At 74.0% G+C, this 16331-nt stretch carries 13 protein-coding genes and 1 pseudogene; 2 read left to right on the forward strand and 12 right to left on the reverse strand.

Going from position 1 to position 16331, the window contains the following annotated elements:
• The 8 genes and pseudogenes from ACFUK0_RS35785 to ACFUK0_RS35820 form a co-directional block, all read right to left on the reverse strand.
• Positions 1–93 (reverse strand): annotated as a pseudogene (locus ACFUK0_RS35785) (electron transfer flavoprotein subunit beta); the annotation flags it as partial.
• Positions 94–162: 69 nt separating this feature from the next.
• Positions 163–1314 carry an acyl-CoA dehydrogenase family protein gene (locus ACFUK0_RS35790; RefSeq protein WP_380257427.1) on the reverse strand — a complete coding sequence of 384 codons (1152 nt, stop codon included), beginning with the start codon at positions 1312–1314 and terminating at the stop codon, positions 163–165.
• Between the two features lie 423 nt (positions 1315–1737).
• Positions 1738–2760, reverse strand: coding sequence for an LLM class F420-dependent oxidoreductase (locus ACFUK0_RS35795; protein WP_380257429.1), 1023 nt, complete (start codon positions 2758–2760; stop codon positions 1738–1740).
• A 58-nt stretch (positions 2761–2818) separates the two neighbouring features.
• Positions 2819–4456 (reverse strand): ABC transporter substrate-binding protein, encoded by a 1638-nt coding sequence (locus ACFUK0_RS35800; protein ID WP_380257431.1) that lies wholly within the window; start codon positions 4454–4456, stop codon positions 2819–2821.
• Between the two features lie 98 nt (positions 4457–4554).
• On the reverse strand, positions 4555–5334 hold the full coding sequence (locus tag ACFUK0_RS35805) for an ABC transporter ATP-binding protein (RefSeq protein WP_380257433.1): 780 nt from the start codon (positions 5332–5334) through the stop codon (positions 4555–4557).
• Positions 5331–6131, reverse strand: a complete 801-nt coding sequence (locus ACFUK0_RS35810; RefSeq protein WP_380257435.1) for an ABC transporter ATP-binding protein — start codon at positions 6129–6131, stop codon at positions 5331–5333. Before ACFUK0_RS35810 ends, ACFUK0_RS35805 begins: the two co-directional genes overlap by 4 nt.
• On the reverse strand, positions 6128–7009 hold the full coding sequence (locus tag ACFUK0_RS35815) for an ABC transporter permease (protein ID WP_380257437.1): 882 nt from the start codon (positions 7007–7009) through the stop codon (positions 6128–6130). Before ACFUK0_RS35815 ends, ACFUK0_RS35810 begins: the two co-directional genes overlap by 4 nt.
• A gap of 2 nt (positions 7010–7011) precedes the next feature.
• A complete protein-coding gene (locus tag ACFUK0_RS35820; RefSeq protein WP_380257439.1) occupies positions 7012–7956 on the reverse strand; it encodes an ABC transporter permease in 945 nt (314 codons plus the stop codon).
• A gap of 792 nt (positions 7957–8748) precedes the next feature.
• Here ACFUK0_RS35820 and ACFUK0_RS35825 point away from each other — a divergent pair.
• Entirely contained in the window at positions 8749–9621 is an 873-nt protein-coding gene (locus tag ACFUK0_RS35825) for a helix-turn-helix domain-containing protein (protein ID WP_380257441.1), read from the forward strand.
• A 31-nt stretch (positions 9622–9652) separates the two neighbouring features.
• On the opposite strand, the gene ACFUK0_RS35830 is transcribed toward ACFUK0_RS35825, so the two are convergent.
• The 4 genes from ACFUK0_RS35830 to ACFUK0_RS35845 all read right to left on the reverse strand — a co-directional run bounded on the left by ACFUK0_RS35830 (position 9653) and on the right by ACFUK0_RS35845 (position 14436).
• Entirely contained in the window at positions 9653–10135 is a 483-nt protein-coding gene (locus ACFUK0_RS35830; protein ID WP_380257443.1) for an NUDIX hydrolase, read from the reverse strand.
• A gap of 22 nt (positions 10136–10157) precedes the next feature.
• The gene (locus ACFUK0_RS35835) at positions 10158–11660 is read right to left on the reverse strand and encodes an SDR family NAD(P)-dependent oxidoreductase (RefSeq protein WP_380257445.1); all 1503 of its coding nucleotides are present in this window, start codon (positions 11658–11660) and stop codon (positions 10158–10160) included.
• Positions 11661–11752: 92 nt separating this feature from the next.
• A complete protein-coding gene (locus ACFUK0_RS35840) occupies positions 11753–12955 on the reverse strand; it encodes a hypothetical protein (protein ID WP_380257447.1) in 1203 nt (400 codons plus the stop codon).
• The gene (locus tag ACFUK0_RS35845; RefSeq protein WP_380257449.1) at positions 12952–14436 is read right to left on the reverse strand and encodes a hypothetical protein; all 1485 of its coding nucleotides are present in this window, start codon (positions 14434–14436) and stop codon (positions 12952–12954) included. The genes ACFUK0_RS35840 and ACFUK0_RS35845 overlap by 4 nt, the downstream gene beginning before the upstream one ends.
• 367 nt (positions 14437–14803) lie before the next feature.
• On the opposite strand from ACFUK0_RS35845, the gene ACFUK0_RS35850 reads away from it, so the two are divergent.
• Positions 14804–16267 carry a GuaB1 family IMP dehydrogenase-related protein gene (locus ACFUK0_RS35850; protein WP_380257451.1) on the forward strand — a complete coding sequence of 488 codons (1464 nt, stop codon included), beginning with the start codon at positions 14804–14806 and terminating at the stop codon, positions 16265–16267.
• Positions 16268–16331: the final 64 nt, after the last annotated feature.

The raw sequence follows: 16331 nt of genomic DNA on the forward strand, positions 1-16331 counted from the left end.
GCCGTCCCGGTCGGTGGTGTGGTCGTCCGCGAAGCGACGGTCACCGGTCGCATCGGGCACGTACTTCACACAGACAACGATCCTCAAGCTCACGGTGTGTGCTCCTCTCTGACGGGGTGTTCGTTCGTTCCGGCGAGGTTGCCGGGTCCGGTCGTGCGGGTGTTACGGGAGGTTGCGGGCCATCACGATGCGCTGGATCTGGTTGGTGCCCTCGTAGATCTGGGTGATCTTGGCGTCGCGCATCATGCGCTCCAGGGGGTAGTCGCGGGTGTAGCCGTAGCCGCCGAGGAGCTGGACGGCGTCGGTGGTGATCTCCATGGCGGCGTCGGAGGCGAAGCACTTGGCGGCGGCGCCGAAGAAGGTGAGGTCGGCGTCCGTTCGCTGGGACCTGGCGGCGGCGGCGTAGGTGAGCTGGCGGGCGGCCTCCAGCTTCATGGCCATGTCGGCGAGCATGAACTGGATGCCCTGGAACTCGCCGATGGGCTTGCCGAACTGCTTGCGCTCCTTGACGTAGCCGGCGGCGTAGTCGAGGGCGCCCTGGGCGATACCGATGGCCTGGGCGGCGATGGTGACGCGGGTGTGGTCGAGGGTCTTCATGGCGGTGGCGAAGCCGGTGCCCTCGGCGCCGATCATGCGGTCGGCGGGGATGCGGACGTTGTCGAGGTAGACCTCGCGGGTGGGCGAGCCCTTGATGCCGAGCTTCTTCTCGGGGGCGCCGAAGGTGACGCCCTCGTCGCTCTTCTCGACCACGAACGCGGAGATGCCGCGGGAGCGCTGGTCGGGGTCGGTGACGGCCATGACGGTGTAGAACTCGGAGACGCCGGCGTTGGTGATCCACCGCTTGACGCCGTTGAGGACCCAGAAGTCGCCGTCGCGCACCGCGCGGGTCTTCATCCCGACCGCGTCGGAGCCGGCGTCCGGCTCGGACAGGCAGTAGGAGAACATGCCCTCACCGCGGGCGAGCGCGCCGAGGTACTTGCGCTTCAGCTCCTCGGAGCCGGACAGCTGCACGGGCAGCGAGCCGAGCTTGTTGACGGCCGGGATCAGCGAGGACGACGCGCAGACCCGGGCGATCTCCTCGATCACGATCACGGTGGCGAGCGCGTCCGCACCGGCGCCGCCGTACTCCTCCGGGACGTGCACCGCGTGCAGGTCGTTCGCCTGCAGCGCCTCCAGGGCCTCGCCCGGGAAGCGGCCCTGCTCGTCCACCTCGGCCGCGAACGGAGCGATCTTCGCCTCGGCCAGCGACCGCACCGCCTCACGGAGCATGTCGTGCTCCTCGGTGGTCCGGAAGAGATCGAAGTCCTGCTTCATGATCGAGTGCTCCAGCCCGTCCCGCGCCGGTGGGCGGCGGGACACGATCCAGACGAGTAGGGAACTGAGTACCCTCAATAGACCACACTCTGTGTCGATATGCCAGGCCCGCTGCCCACCCGCCGGTGCACGCTCCTGCGGTCTGCGTCACAGCCACGGTGAACACCCATGCGTGAGCCCTTCCGGAAAGACGCTGTGGCGGGAACGGGAGGAGCCGCGCTCGGGGCCTCGGTGGCGCCACAACGTGCCGGTGCGGCCGGCCGGGCAGTGCCCGCCGACGGATCGAGTCGGTCAACGGTAGCGCCGCCGGGCTGCTTGACCTGGCACAACACGGCGGCGGACCACAGCGGGCAGTTGCCTCCGCTGTGATCCGCCGCTGCTGTGATTTGCTGCCGCTGTGATCCGCTGCTCTGTGTGACCTGGTCAGCCGGCCGCCGGCCCCAGCCTGGTCAGGGTGTCCAGGAGCCGGGCGGGGTCGGCGAGGACGTCCGGCGGGAGCGAGACGTACAGCTGGATGGTCGTCACGCCGGGCCGGTGGTACCGCAGGATCTGCTCGCGGCACTCCTTGGGCGAGCCGCTGACGAACAGGCCGTTCGCCACCTCGTCCGGCAGGGCCCGCTGGGCGCCCTCGGCGTCGCCTGCCGCCCAGCGTTCGTGCGACTCGCGGAGCAGCTCGCCGTGGCCGAGCCACTCGTGGAACTTGCGGTAGGGCTCGCGGTTGAGGATCCAGGCCAGGAAGGGCCGGGTGGCGCGTCGGGCGTACCCGGTGTCCTCGGTGGGGCAGACGAAAACCTTGACCACCAGTTCCTTGCCGGGGGGCTGCGGGCCCACCGCGTCCAGCACCTTGGGGACGTCCTCGGGGAGGAGCAGGTTGGTGATGGCGCCGTCCCCCTCGCTGAAGCCCAGGCGCAGCATGCCGGGGCGCAGCGCGCCCAGGATCACCTTGACCGGCTCCGCCGGGGGGTGCGGCAGTTGGAACCCGGTGATCGAGAAGGTGTCGAAGTCACCGGCGACGTGCTCGCCGCGCAGCGCCCGGGTGACGAACCGCAGGACGTCCCGGGTGCGCTTGAACGGCTCGTCGAACGGGATGCCGTTGATGTCCGTCACGTGGGCCGGCACCGACGCACCGATGCCCAGCAGTACGCGGCCGGGGGCGAGTTGGGCCAGGGTGGCGGCGGTCTGGGCGAGGACGGCGGGGCCGCGGGTGTGCACCGGGACGATGCCGGTGCCGATCCGCAGCGACGGCGACCAGGCGGCCGCCGCCGCGAGCGGGGTGAAGGCGTCGGTGCCGCCGCCCTCCGCACTCCAGACGTCGGTGTAGCCGAGGTCGGGCAGCCGCTCGACGATGAAGCGGTGCCGGTCGATGCTCAGACCCGCCAGCGGCAGGGTGATGCCCCACCTGGGCGGCAGGGCCCCGGTGCGGGGCGGGTCGTACGGGGCGGTCATGGAGCCGGCCGTCCTTCCTGATGTCGGGTGCGTGCTGCGTGGCGGGGCCCGCCGGTGGTCAGCCCGCGGTGTGCACGGTGGTGAGGTCCAGGAACCAGGACTGCGGCTGCACCAGGCCCTTGACCTTGGGTGAGAGGGCGCGCGGATTGCGGTCGTTGACCACGAAGAGCCACGGGGCGTCCTGGCTGACCAGGGTCAGCGCCTTGCGGTAGGACCCCTGCCGGGTTGCCTGGTCGGGCGAGGCCGCGGCGGCCGCGATCAGCTCGTCCACCTGCGGGTTCGCGTAGTGGCCGGTCCAGAACGGGCTCTTGCTGCCGATGAAGTACGGGAGCAGGGCCTCGGACTGGAAGAGCGTGGTGGACTGGGCGATGGCGTCCGAGTCGAGGGCGACCTTGCCCTTGGCCTCGGCGCCGATCAGGGTGCTCCAGTCGGTGGTGCGGATGTCCACCTTGATGCCGACGGCGGCCAGATCGCGCTGGATGGCCTCGCTGATCGGCACCGGCAGCAGGTTGCCGGAGCCGCCGGTCGGCACGGTCACCGAGGTGCTGAAGCCGCCGCCGAGGCCGGCTTCGGCGAGCAACTGCCTGGCCTTGGCCGGGTCGTGGGAGTAGAGGTCCCCGGCCGGGTCGTACGCGGCGGTGGCCCGGGGCGCGGCCTGGTAGGCGGGGTCGGCGGTGCCGTGCAGCAGGTTCTCGGCGATGGCCGTGCGGTCGATCGCGTAGTTGGCCGCCCGGCGCACCCGCGGGTCGTTCCACGGGGCCTTGGAGGTGTCCAGGATCCAGTACCAGAGGTGGTCGTAGCTGTTGGTGGTGATCTGGGCCCCGGCGGCCTTGAGGCTGTCGATGTCGTCGGGGTTCGGGTACTCGATCCAGTCCACGGCGCCGGAGCGCAGTGCGGCCGTGCGGGCGGCCACGTCGGGCAGCGACTTGATCACGAGCTTGTCGAGCCTGGGGGCGCCGCGCCAGTAGTTCTTGTTGGCCGCCAGGCTGATCTCCTGGCCGGGGGTCTGCGACACGAAGGAGAACGGGCCGGTGCCGACGGGGTGTTCGGAGAACTTGGCCGAGCCGGTCCTGCGGACGGCCGCCGGGCTGGCGATCAGGACGTGCGCCAGGTCCTCGGGGAAGTGCCCGTTGGGGGCGGCGGTGACGAGTTCGACGTGGTCCTCGTCGGTCTTGCGGTACTGGGCGATGCCGCCGGCGTACTCACCGGCGGCGGCGCCCAGCGCGTCGGTGTAGTTCTCGCTGCCCTTCTTCAGGTAGCGGTCGAGGTTGAAGATGACCGCGTCGGCGTCGAAGGGCGTGTCGTCCTGGAACTTCACGCCCTTGCGGAGGGTGAAGGTCCAGGTCTTCGCGTCCGGTGCGACCGTCCAGGACTCGGCGAGGCCGCCGGTGATCTGCGGGGGCGCGTCCGTCTTCGACAGGTCGTAGCGGGTCAGTCCGTCGTAGATCTGGAAGCTGACCAGGCGCTTGCCCTCGAATCCGGCGCCGCCGATCACGGTGTCCGGGTTGGGTAGCGTGCCGGTGGCGCCGATGGCCAGCGTGCCGCCGCGCCCGCTCCCGTCGGCGCCCGCGTCGGCGGAGGCTGCGGAGCCGTCGGAGCCGCAGGCGGCGGTGGCGAGCAGGGCGGCCGCCGCTGCCGACGCCCCGGCTCTGGAGCGGATCCGGCGGTAGCGGGTGCTGTTCTGACGGTACGTCATGTCTGTTCCTCGTCGGTTCGGTGCAACGGTGCGGGGTGGTTCGGAACTGCGGAGACGGTCGATGGGGCGATGGCTGCCCAGGGCCGGGCCGGGGCCGGTCACCCCGGGGCCCTGTCGTCGGCGGCGGCCAGCAGGGCCCGGGTGTACGGGTGCGCGGGTGCGCTCCAGAGGTCCGCGACCGGGCCCTCCTCGACCACCCGGCCGTGGCGCAGTACCGAGACCCGGTCGGCCAGTTGCCGCACGACGGCCAGGTCGTGGGAGATGAAGAGGTACCCGACGCCGGTCCGCTGCCGGAGTTCGGCCAGCAGGTCGAGCACCTGGGCCTGGCTGCCGGGGTCGAGCGCGGAGGTGGGTTCGTCGCAGACGACCAGCTCGGGGCCGGTGGCCAGGGCCCGGGCGATGGCGACGCGTTGGAGCTGGCCGCCGGAGAGCTCGCGCGGGTAGCGGCGGGCCAGCCCGGGTTCCAGCCCGACCTGCCGGAAGAGCCCGGCCACCGCCTCGGCCCGCTGCCGGCGCGGCGTGCCGTGCACGGCGAGGGCGAACGCGACCGCCGATCCGGCCCGCAGGCCGGGGTTGAGCGAGCCGCGCGGATTCTGCGGGACGAACTGCAGGCGGGCCCGGACGGCCGCCGCGGACGGGCCGCGCAGCCGGTACGGGTCCTGCCCGGCGAAGCGGACCGTCCCGGCGTCGGGCGCGAGCAGGCCGAGGGCGAGCCGGGCCAGCGTCGACTTCCCGGAGCCGGACTCGCCGACCAGGCCGGTCGTGCGGCCGGGCGTGACGGCCAGCGAGACCCCGTCCAGCGCGGGCCGTCCGCCCGGGTAGCGCTTGGTCACGGTGTCGAGCAGCAGCAGCGGTGCGGCGGTGCCGGTGGCGGTCATCGGAGTTCTCCCGGACGGGCGGTGAGCAGGCCGGCGGTGAAGGCGTGGCCGGGGCGGGAGAGGACCTGCCCGGCGGGCCCGGTCTCGACGATGCGCCCGTCCCGCATCACGGCCACCCGGCCGCCGGTGCGGCGGGCGACCGACAGGTCGTGGGTGACCAGCAGCAGGGCGATGCCGTGCTCCCCGCGCAGGGCGCCGAAGAGGTCCAGGACCTGGCCGCGCACCAGCGCGTCGAGCGCGGTGGTCGGCTCGTCGGCGATCAGCAGGTCCGGGCCGCAGCAGACCGCGAGGGCGATCGCCGCGCGCTGGCGCAGACCGCCGGAGAGCTCGTGCGGGTAGCTGCCGGCGATCCGCTCCGGATCGGGGATCCCGGCGGTCGCGAGGATGCCGGGTACGGCGGCGCGGGCCGCCCGCCGGCCGGGCGCCACCCGGTGGCGGAGCAGTACCTCGGTCAGCTGCGGGCCGATCCGCCGCAGCGGGTCGAGCGAGCCGGTCGGGTCCTGCGGCACGTAGCCGATCCGGCGCCCCCGCACCCGGGCGAGCGACCGTTCGTCCAGGGTCCGCAGGTCGGTGTCGCCGAGCCGGATCCGGCCGCCGGTGCGGGCGCCGCGTCCGGGCAGGCCGAGCACCGCGCGGGCGACCGTGGTCTTGCCGCTGCCGGACTCGCCGAGCAGCACCAGCGCGTCGCCGGGTTCGATGTGCAGGCAGACGCCGTCCACCGCGCGCACCGGCCCCTCCGGGCCGGGGTACCCGACCGTCAGATCCTCCACCGCGAGGGCGGGCCGGGGGGCGCTCATCGGCCCGCCTCCGTCAGTTCGCCCGAGTCGCCGACCCGGCGGCGCAGCGCCTCGCCGAGGGTGTTGAACACCACCGAGGCGGCCAGGACGGTCAGTGCGGGCAGCACGGCGACGGCCGGACGGGTGAGCAGGCCGGGCCGCAGCTCGTCGAGCATCGCGCCCCATTCGGCGGTCGGCGGGGAGACCCCCAGGCCGAGGAAGGAGAGCCCGGCCGCGTACACGATGGCGAGCCCGACCAGCGAGGACGCGTACACCAGCACCACCGGCGCGACCACCGGCAGCACCTGGCGCAGCGCGATGGCGGCCCGGCCCGCGCCGCTCACCCGGGCGGCCTCCAGGTACTCGGCGGAGCGGATCCGCCGGACTTCGGTGAACACCACCCGGGCCACCGCCGGGGTGAGGACCACGGACAGGGAGAGCACGGTGGCGCCGAGCCCGGCCGGCAGCACGGTGGCGACGGCCATCGCGAGCAGGATCCCGGGGAAGGCGTAGAGCACGTCCAGCGAGCGCAGCAGCGCCTGCTCGGTGACCCGGCCGCCGAGGCCGGCGAGCAGGCCGAGCGCCGTACCGAGCACGGCGGCGACGGCGACCGGCGCGAAGCCCCCCAGCAGGGAGGGCCGGGCGGCCCAGAGCAGCCTGCTGAGCATGTCCCGGCCCTGGCCGTCGGTGCCCAGCAGGTGCCCGGGGCTGCCCGGGCCGAGCAGCCGGTCCTTCAGGGCGCCGGCCGTCGGTCCGTAGGGGGCGAGCAGCGGCGCGGCCAGTGCCAGCAGCACCAGCAGCGCGGCCAGGGCCGCCGGCACCAGCAGGGCGAGGTCGCGCGGCGGCCGCCCGGTGCGGCCGGGGCCCGCGGGCGGGGGAGTGGCGAGCGGGGTCGTCATCGTCAGCTCCGGAGGCGGGGGTCGATGAGGGCGTGGGCGGCGTCGATCAGGATGTTGACGCCGACGAAGGCGACCGCGGTGACCAGCACGCCGCCCTGGATCAGCGGCAGGTCGCGGGCGGAGAGCGCGTCGTACAGCAGCCGGCCGACCCCGGGCCAGGCGAACAGGGTCTCCACGAAGACCACGCCCTCCAGCAGGTAGGCGAGTTGCAGGCCGCCGATGGTCAGCAGCGCGGGCGAGGCGTTGTGCACGCAGTGCCGCAGCACGGCCGTCCGGCTCAGGCCGCGGGCCCGCATGGCGTCCGCGAGTTCCCCGGCCAGCAGCGGGGCGAGCGCGGTGCGGAAGACCCGGGCGGTCAGGCCCAGCGGCACCAGGGCCGCCGCGACGGCGGGCAGCACCAGGTGGCGCAGCAGGTCGGCCGGGCCGCCGCCGCCGAAGGCCTCGTGGGTGCCGCCGGCCGGCAGCACCTGCCAGCGGACGGCGAACAGGGCGATCAGGAGCAGGGCGACCGAGTACTGCGGGGCGGAGACGGAGAGCGTGCTGAGCGCCCCCGACAGCCGGCTCGCGGCGCCGCGTGGCCGGCCCGCGCCGAGGGCCCCGAGGGCCGTCCCGCCGGCCAGTACCAGGACGAAGGCGGCGCCGGCCAGCAGCAGGGTCTGCCCGAAGGCAGGCAGCAGGAGCTGCGTGACCGGGCGCTGGCCGGAGATCGAGGTGCCGAGGTCCCCCTGGAGCGCGTGCCGGAGCCACTGGGCGTACTGCACGGGCAGCGGGCGGTCCAGGCCCAGTCGCTCGGTGAGTTCGCGGCGGGCCTCGGGCGGGGCGCCGGGGCCGAGGAACCCGGCGACCGGGTCGCCCGGTACCAGTTTGACGGTGGCGAAGACCACGACCGTGACGCCGAGCAGAGTGGGTACGGCCAGCAGCAGCCGCCGGAGCAGGAACCGCCTCATCGCGGGGCGCCCGGCAGGCCGCCCGGAGGGTGGGCGCGTGGTGGGCGGGGGCGGGCCGGCATGGCGGGGTCCTTCCGGGACGGGCGGCAGCGGTGGTGCGGACAACGGGATGGATTCTTCTGACAAGACGTCAGATTGGATCTACTGTGGGCCTGTTGATGTCATGGGGGCGGGTCAGCGGCCGGAGGGGTGTCGCCGCACGACGGACTCGCCCTCGGGTGCCGGGGTCGGCCGGCGCCGGTTCCCTGGCCGCACGTCGAAGCCTCGTCAGCGCGGTGCGCCGAGAACTCCGGCCGCTGTGAAGAAGGTTGCCGATGCGGCGGGGGACAGCCAGTCAGGCGTTCATGCTGATACCGCGGGTCATAGGATCCGCCGGCCGTCGCGCCGCGATGCGGCGCAACGGCTCCGGTCCGCCGCCCTTGACCTGCGCCGAAGCGCAGAATTAGGCTGGCCGCATGGCGACACGGCGATCCGGCTTCACCCTGGTCGGCATCGGCGGCTCCTGGCACCGCAGGTGCTTCGACGAGTTCTGTCGTCCCCTCGTCCGGCGCTGACCGCCCGGCCGTCCGGCTGCCCGCAGGCGCCGGTCCGCTGCCCGCCCGCCCCGCCCGGTTCCCAGCAGTCGCCGTGGCGCGGGCGCGCTCACCGGCGGAGCCACTCACCCGTCACCGGGGCACTCCGTGCCCGTCCGGCTGCGGCAGCCCGTCCCGCTGCCGGCCCTTCCCCCTGCCTGGCCCCGCGCGGTCAGGACCGTACCGATCGGCCGGCCGTCCGGCCGAGGAGCCGCACACGATGTCAACTCCCCCCGCGGGCCCGGAGCTCGGCGCCTTCCTCCGAGCCCACCGTGAGCTGCTCAAACCCGCCGACGTGGGCCTGGTGTCCTCCTCCCGCCGGCGGACGCCCGGCCTGCGGCGGGAGGAGGTGGCCTCGCTCTCCGGTGTCGGCCTGGCCTGGTACACCTGGCTGGAACAGGGCCGGGTGACCGCCTCCCGGCAGGTGCTGGAGGCGGTTGCCCGGGCGCTGCGGCTGGACGCGGCGGGCCTGCGGCACGCGCTGCGGCTGGCCGGTTACCACGAGAGCGGCGGCCCGCCGGAGGACGGGCGCGCGGGGCGGCTGCTCGCCGCCGTCCAGCCGGTCCTGGACTCCTGGCCGGCCAGCCCCGCCGTGCTGCTCGACCGCTACTTCGACCTGCTGGGCTGGAACGCCGCGTGGAGTGCCCTGTGGGGACCGCCGGAGGCGGTGCCCGCCGACCGCCGGAACCTGATGTGGCTGATGGCCGTCGACCGGCGGCTGCGCAGCGTGCTGCACGACTGGGAGCCGCTGGCGATGAACGTCTTCCAGCACTTCCGCGCCCAGGCCGGCCCCTCGCTCGCCGACCCGCGCACCGGCGAGGTCTACCGCCACCTGGACGAGGACGCGCCGGAGCTGAGCCACTGGTGGGGCTGCCACTCGGTGGCGGAGCTGACGGTCCGTACGGTGACGGCCGAGCCGCCGGGAGCCGGACCGGTCCGGCTGACCCTGTCGACCTTCCACCCGGTGGACGATCCGACGGGGCTGGTCCTGCTCTTCACCCCGGCGTCCGCCGAGGACCGGGCCCGGATGGCGGCCCTGACCGAGCAGCCGCTGCGCGTCGTGCCGGCTGCGGCGGGGGCGCAGGCCGGCTGACGCCGGCGGGCGGGCTGTCCGGCGTCGTGCGTCACGGGCCGGGTGTCACGGGGTACGCGTACACACCGTCCGGCAGCCCGGCAGGCAGCCCGCCCGGGCCCGGCAGCCAGCGGCCGAGCACCAGGCCGGACGGGAGGAACAACGGGCTCGGCAGGCCGCTGACCGGGAACCGCTCCCAGCCCGCGCAGGCGTGCGGTTCGGTCACCTCGGCGGGCGCGCCGCTCGGCGGGGCGAGCACGGCGGCGGTGAGCCGGGGCCGGCCGAGCCGGTGGTCGAGCAGGACGGCCAGCACCCGCATCGCGCCGGCCGGGAGCACGATGCCGGTCTCCTCGGCGAGTTCGCGGGCGGCGGCCTGCTCGAAGGACTCGCCGGGGTGGTCGACCTTGCCGCCCGGCAGGCCCCAGCTCGGCTCCTCGCCCGCCGTGATCCGCCGGCCGAGCAGCACCTCGCCGGTGCCCGCGACGGGGGAGGTGGGCACGATCACGCCCACGCCGAGGATCGGTGCGACGGTCATCCGCTTCCTTCCGTGGGGCCGGCTACCAGGTGGACTGCGCGTAGTCCTTGAGGAAGCAGCCGTGCAGGTCCTCGCCCAACTCGCCGCGCACGATCGGGTCGTAGACCCGGGCGGCGCCGTCGACGAGGTCCAGCGGGGCGTGGAAACCTTCGGCGGCGAGCCGCATCTTGTCGGGGTGCGGCCGCTCGTCGGTGATCCAGCCGGTGTCGACCGCGGTCATCAGGATGCCGTCGCTCTCCAGCATCTCCTTGGCGCTGGTGCGGGTCAGCATGTTCAGCGCGGCCTTGGCCATGTTGGTGTGCGGGTGGCCGGCGCCCTTGTAGCCGCGGCTGAACACGCCCTCCATCGCGGAGACGTTGACCACGTACTTGCGGCGCGCGGGGGAGGCGGCCATCGCCGGGCGCAGCCGGCTGATCAGGATGAACGGCGCGGTGGAGTTGCAGAGCTGGACTTCGAGCAGCTCCATCGGGCCGACCTCGCTGACCGTCTGGACCCAGCTGTTGGTGTCGGCCAGGTCGGGCACCAGGCCGCCGGCGTCGATCGCGGTGCCGGCCTCGATCCGGGCCGGCGAGGTGGAGCCGGTGACCAGGGCGAGGGCGGTCACGTCCTCGGCGGCGAGCCGGTCGCTGCCGGTGGTGGCCTGGCCGGGCAGGGCGGGCAGGTCGATGCTGCCGCTGCCGAACCGGCCGATGGTGGTCGACTGCGGCAGCTCGCCGTGCGGCAGCGGCGCCGACTCGGCGTTGACCAGCTCGCGGTACGACTCGGCCGGGCGGCGGACGGTCTGCGCGGCGTTGTTGATCAGGATGTCGAGCGGGCCGTCGGCGGCGACCTCGTCGGCGAGGGCCATCACCTGGGCGGGGTCGCGCAGGTCGATCCCGATGATCTTGAGCCGGTGCAGCCACTCGGCGCTGTCCGGCATCGCCTTGAAGCGGCGGATCGCGTCGTTCGGGAACCGGGTGGTGATGGTGGTGTGCGCGCCGTCACGCAGCAGCCGCAGCGCGATGTACATCCCGATCTTGGCGCGGCCGCCGGTGAGCAGGGCGCGCTTTCCGCCCAGGTCGGTGCGGGCGTCGCGCCGGCCGTGGTTGAGCTTGGCGCAGGATTGGCAGAGCTGGTGGTAGAAGGCGTCCACCTCGACGTACCGCTGCTTGCAGGTGTAGCAGGAGCGCGGGCGCTCCAGGATGCCGGCGATCTCGGTGGTGGTGGCGGTGGTCAGGCCGAACGCGCCCGCCGTCTCGTCGTCGATCCGGCCCGGGGCACCCGTCGCGGTGGCGGCGGTGACGGCCCGGTCGTTGGCGGTCTTGCGGGCCCGCATCTCCTGGCGGCGGCGCTGCTTGAGGGTGCGGAAGACACCGCCGACGGCCTGCCGGACGGTGATCGCGTCCGGGTGGTCGACGTCCAGCTCGTCGAGTTCGGCGAGCACGTCGAGGCAGAGCGCGAGGCGCTCCGGGTCGATGCCCGGCCCGTACTCGACCTCTTCCGGGGTGCTCCCGGTGGTGCTCTGGATGTCCTCGACCGCCGTCATGCCCGTCACTGCTTCCTTGCTCGCTTTCCCCGCCCGGTTACCGGGCGGAGTCTACTTGGCCGGGCGACGGGGAGGCGAAACCGCCGGAACGGTCAGCTGCCCGGCTCCACCGCCCCGGCTCGGCGCCCGCGGTGCCCCCGGCCGGCGCCGGCCCGCCTGCGGTACCCGTCCAGTACGTCCTGGCGCAGCAGGTACCCGAAGCCCGCCGACTCCAGCCGCAGGCCGAGCCCGGCCTCGTCGGTGCCGAGCGCGGCCGCGGTCGCCCCGAGGTGCCAGTCGTGGGCCGCGAGCCGGTCCAGCAGGTGGCCGCGCCGGGTCTGGGCCTCCGAGAGGCGGAAGGTCTTCAGGTAGGCGACCCGGCCGCTCTCGTCGGTGATCGTCTCGCCGATGTGGTTCTCCTCCTTCAGGCGGAAGGAGGGCAGGAACCGGCGGAGCGTGAACCGGCCCATCTGCCGGATCCGCGTCGAGCGGAACCGCTCGCCGAGCAGCCCGGCGGCCATCGTGGAGTCGTGGAAGCCGGCCCACTCCTCCTCCTGCCGCAGCGCCGCCGCCCGCAGGTCCGCGAGCGAGCGGATGCCCGCACCGGGGATCCGGGCCCGGAAGTCGGGCAGCGGGAGCATCAGCGTCGCGTAGTGGTGCACCAGCTCGCCGTAGAGGTCCTGGACGAGGGTGGCGTGCAGCGCGCGGTAGTCGTCGGGGTGCGGCACGGCGAAGGCCGCGGCGAGCGCGTCGGCGGTGTGGAGCAGCACACCGCACTGCCCGGGGTGGATCTCGAACAACCGCAGCGCGTCCGCCAGCCCGCTGACCTGCGCGCCGCTGTACGCCTCCTCGGCGCGCGGTGAGAGCCCGCGCCGCACGGCCTGCTGCGACCACTCCTCCCACACCACCGACGGGCCGCCGAAGTGCAGCGAGAGGTACCCCTCCAGGGCCAGGTGCAGCGGCAGGAAGCGCAGCCTGGTCCGGCTCTCGCGCTTCGCCAGCCGGTGGTGGACCCGCAGCGGGACGGCGTCCGCGGCGTCCGGGCCGTCGCCGGACAGCTGGGTGCCGTACGCGGCCACCGGGCTGCCGTCGCCGGTCCAGTCCGCGACGAAGCCGTGCGGCAGGTAGGAGTGGTACGCGGTGTGCGGGCCGAGCCGGACGATGCCGGGGCCGTCGCCGTAGGCGCGCCGGTGCAGGCGCAGGTCGGTGACGGGCTCGTCGCGCAGCAGCGGTACGAGCCGGACGGCGCCCCAGAGCTGGGCGGGCCCGGTCCGCAGGCCGGTCAGGTCCAGGGCGGTGAGGTCCGGGCCGGTCACGGGGTCGCCTCCACGGGGGTCGGTACGGCGTCGGCGTCGGCGTCGGTGTGGGCGGGCGTGGGCAGGAAGGCCCTGGTCCTGGTCTCCAGGTAGGCCGTGAGCTCGGCCAGGCCCGTGCGGCCCTCGGCGAAGGCGGCGAGCTCGACCAGCGCGGGGAGGTCCTCGGCGTCGCGCAGGCCCGCCGTCGGCACGCCCGGGGCGAGCCGGCGGACGTCGAAGTCGTCCGCGTCGTACACCGGGTTGAGGTGGACGACGCCCGTCCGCCGCTCCGGGTCGAGGCGGGTGCGCCAGATCCGCAGTACCTCGGCGGCCAGACCAGGCGGGGCGTTGTCCCAGCCGTCGGAGACGATCAGCAGCCGGTCGGGTGCGGTGTCGAGCGCGTCGAGGATCCGCAGCCCGAGCGGCGTCGCGCCGTACGGGTACGCGAGCAGGGCGTCGGTACGGCCGGAGGTCCACAGCGGCGTGTACTCGGCGGCCAGCGCCTCCAGCAGGTAGTGGGAGGCGATGGCGGCGGTGAGCGGGCGGCGCCGCTTCTGGCCGGAGGCGGCGGTCGAGAAGCTGTCGTCCAGGACGGCGGCGACCCGGCCCCAGCTGCCCAGGTGCGGCCCCGCCGCGCGCCGGGCGGCGGCGCGCAGGGCGCCGGTCAGCTCGGTGCGCCGCTTCACCCGGTCCTCGACGGCCAGGCCGAGGACGTATCCGGCCAGCCTGGTCAGTGGCATCCGGGCGAGGTCGGTCCGGACGGCGCCGGCGTCGTGGCCGTGCGCGGACTCCTGCAGGCGCAGCTGTTCCAGCCGGGTCATCTGCGGTGCGATCCGCTGCAGGAACGCGCCCCGGTCGACCCGCTGCCGGGCGGCGAAGCCCTCGGCGACGCTGTACGGCAGCTCGTAGAGGGCGCTCTTCTGGAAGTGCGCCCTGCGCCAGGCGTCCAGCAGCGGGGTGGCGTAGGCGGCCCGCCCGGCCGGGCGGAACAGGAAGGTGCCGAGCTCCTCGGTGGGCGGGGCGAGGTGGGTGTGCCGCAGGGCGGCCTTGAGCCCGGGGCGGTACTTGACGGCGTCGAGTGCCGGGTCGGGCCGGGCGGCGATCCAGTCCCGGATGATCGCCCGGGTGCGGCGGTTGTTGACCTTGGCCGCCCGCAGCGCGCGGATCAGCCGGTAGACGCGCGGCGGCGGCAGCAGGGCGAGCCGGCGGGCGATCAGCCGGCCCTCCGAGCCGCGCTGGGCGGCGGTGGCCTCGCCCGCGCTCTCCAGCAGACCCCGGATGATCAGGGCCGCGTTGTGGTCGTTGATGTCGAGCGCCAGCACGGCCGCGTACAGGTCGCGGTAGTTGCCGAGGATGTAGGCGTGCAGGAAGTCGAGGGAGAGCCGTTGCCCGCCGGCCTCGGAGTGGAACTCGCGCTGCCCGGTGGCGGTGATCGCCGCGTTCACGAAGAGCAGGACGTCCTCGGCGGCGACGAGGTCGCGAAACGATTCGTCGGTCGGCATCGGTGTCCGTCCCCCTGGTCGGTGTGGAGGCCGGCCGGGGAATGGGGGCGCGAACTGCGAATTGTTGCTTTACAGGCGCACTCCGGAAGTCGCGCCGGAGTCCCGCGGCCGGCTCCGGCGACCTTAACAGAGCTGTCGGGAGCGTGGTCGGTCCTTTTCGGCGCAGCCCGATTTGGAGGTTCGTACAGGCCTTTGCCGGCCGTCCTGCCCTTTGATTGTGCGGATCTTCAGGGAATACGTGTGAACTGGCGTTCGGAGGGGGTATCGGCAACTATTGACGGTTGGGTGCGGGGCGCCCGAGTGCGCTCGGCCGGCCGGCCCTAACCGCACCCGAGGTCTACCCTCCCAAAGCCAGAGAGCCTATTTCATGCGCTTCTTGAACCCCCAGACCGGCAGCTACGACGACCGCAACTCGGTGCCGTACGACCTCACGTACGACGACGTGTTCATGGTCCCGAGCCGCTCCGCCGTGGGCTCCCGGCAGGGGGTCGACCTCTCCTCCAACGACGGCACCGGCACCACCATCCCGCTGGTCGTCGCCAACATGACCGCCATCGCCGGCCGCCGGATGGCCGAGACCGTGGCCCGCCGCGGCGGCCTGGTCGCCATCCCGCAGGACATCCCGACCGAGGTCATCTCCGACGTCATCGGCTGGGTCAAGCAGCGCCACCTGGTGCACGACACCGCCATCACGCTGGCCCCCGGCGCGACCGTCGCCGAGGCGCTGTCGCTGATCCACAAGCGCGCCCACAACGCACTGGTCGTGGTCGAGGACGGCCGGCCGGTCGGTGTCGTCACCGACTCCGACTGCCAGGGCGTCGACCGCTTCACCAGCCTGAGCGAGGTGATGTCCCGTGACCTGCTGCTCCTGGAGGAGGGCATCGACCCGCGCGCCGCGTTCGAGAAGCTCAACGAGGGCCACCGCAAGCTCGCCCCGGTGATCGGCGCGGACGGCCGCCTGGTCGGCATCCTGACCCGCAAGAACGCGCTGCGCGCCACCCTCTACACCCCGGCCGTCGACGCCGCGGGCAAGCTGCGGATCGCCGCCACCGTCGGTATCAACGGTGACGTGGCGGGCAAGGCCAAGGCACTGGTCGAGGCCGGCGCCGACGTGCTGGTCGTGGACACCGCGCACGGTCACCAGGAGTCGATGATCAGCGCGCTGCGCGCGGTGCGCGGCCTCGACCCGCAGATCCCGATCGTGGCCGGCAACGTGGTCTCCGCGGCCGGCGTCCGCGACCTGGTCGAGGCCGGCGCGGACATCCTCAAGGTCGGTGTCGGCCCCGGCGCGATGTGCACCACCCGGATGATGACCGGCGTCGGGCGGCCGCAGTTCTCCGCCGTCCTGGAGTGCGCCGCCGAGGCCCGCCGCCTGGGCAGGCACGTCTGGGCCGACGGCGGTGTCCGCCACCCGCGCGACGTCGCGATGGCGCTGGCCGCCGGCGCGTCCAACGTGATGATCGGCTCCTGGTTCGCCGGCACCTACGAGTCGCCCGGCGACCTGCAGACCACCGCCGACGGCCGCCAGTACAAGGAGAGCTTCGGCATGGCCTCGGCGCGCGCCGTGCGCAACCGCACCTCCGAGGAGTCGGCCTACGACCGCGCCCGCAAGGCGCTGTTCGAGGAGGGCATCTCCACCTCGCGGATGTTCCTGGACCCGGCCCGCCCGGGCGTCGAGGACCTGATCGACTCGATCGTCGCGGGCGTGCGCAGCTCCTGCACCTACGCGGGCGCCAACAGCCTGGAGGAGTTCCGCGAGAAGGCCGTCGTCGGCATCCAGAGCGCGGCCGGCTACGCCGAGGGCAAGCCGCTGCACTCCAGCTGGGCCTGACCTCCGGCGGTGACTCCGGCCGGCCCCCTCCCCCGGGGGGGGGGCGGCCGGGCCGCCGCCGCGC

The sequence above is a fragment of the Kitasatospora sp. NPDC057223 genome, from assembly GCF_042669755.1.
GTDB lineage: Bacteria > Actinomycetota > Actinomycetes > Streptomycetales > Streptomycetaceae > Kitasatospora.

Excerpts from the sequence above, each read along its gene's own strand:
- ACFUK0_RS35795 (WP_380257429.1), bottom strand. The coding sequence starts at position 2,760 with ATGACCGCCCCGTACGACCCGCCCCGCACCGGGGCCCTGCCGCCCAGG.
- ACFUK0_RS35830 (WP_380257443.1), bottom strand. The coding sequence starts at position 10,135 with ATGACCGTCGCACCGATCCTCGGCGTGGGCGTGATCGTGCCCACCTCC.
- ACFUK0_RS35800 (WP_380257431.1), bottom strand. The coding sequence starts at position 4,456 with ATGACGTACCGTCAGAACAGCACCCGCTACCGCCGGATCCGCTCCAGA.
- ACFUK0_RS35810 (WP_380257435.1), bottom strand. The coding sequence starts at position 6,131 with ATGAGCGCCCCCCGGCCCGCCCTCGCGGTGGAGGATCTGACGGTCGGG.
- ACFUK0_RS35805 (WP_380257433.1), bottom strand. The coding sequence starts at position 5,334 with ATGACCGCCACCGGCACCGCCGCACCGCTGCTGCTGCTCGACACCGTG.
- ACFUK0_RS35790 (WP_380257427.1), bottom strand. The coding sequence starts at position 1,314 with ATGAAGCAGGACTTCGATCTCTTCCGGACCACCGAGGAGCACGACATG.
- ACFUK0_RS35845 (WP_380257449.1), bottom strand. The coding sequence starts at position 14,436 with ATGCCGACCGACGAATCGTTTCGCGACCTCGTCGCCGCCGAGGACGTC.
- ACFUK0_RS35850 (WP_380257451.1), top strand. The coding sequence starts at position 14,804 with ATGCGCTTCTTGAACCCCCAGACCGGCAGCTACGACGACCGCAACTCG.
- ACFUK0_RS35825 (WP_380257441.1), top strand. The coding sequence starts at position 8,749 with ATGTCAACTCCCCCCGCGGGCCCGGAGCTCGGCGCCTTCCTCCGAGCC.
- ACFUK0_RS35820 (WP_380257439.1), bottom strand. The coding sequence starts at position 7,956 with ATGAGGCGGTTCCTGCTCCGGCGGCTGCTGCTGGCCGTACCCACTCTG.
- ACFUK0_RS35835 (WP_380257445.1), bottom strand. The coding sequence starts at position 11,660 with ATGACGGCGGTCGAGGACATCCAGAGCACCACCGGGAGCACCCCGGAA.
- ACFUK0_RS35815 (WP_380257437.1), bottom strand. The coding sequence starts at position 7,009 with ATGACGACCCCGCTCGCCACTCCCCCGCCCGCGGGCCCCGGCCGCACC.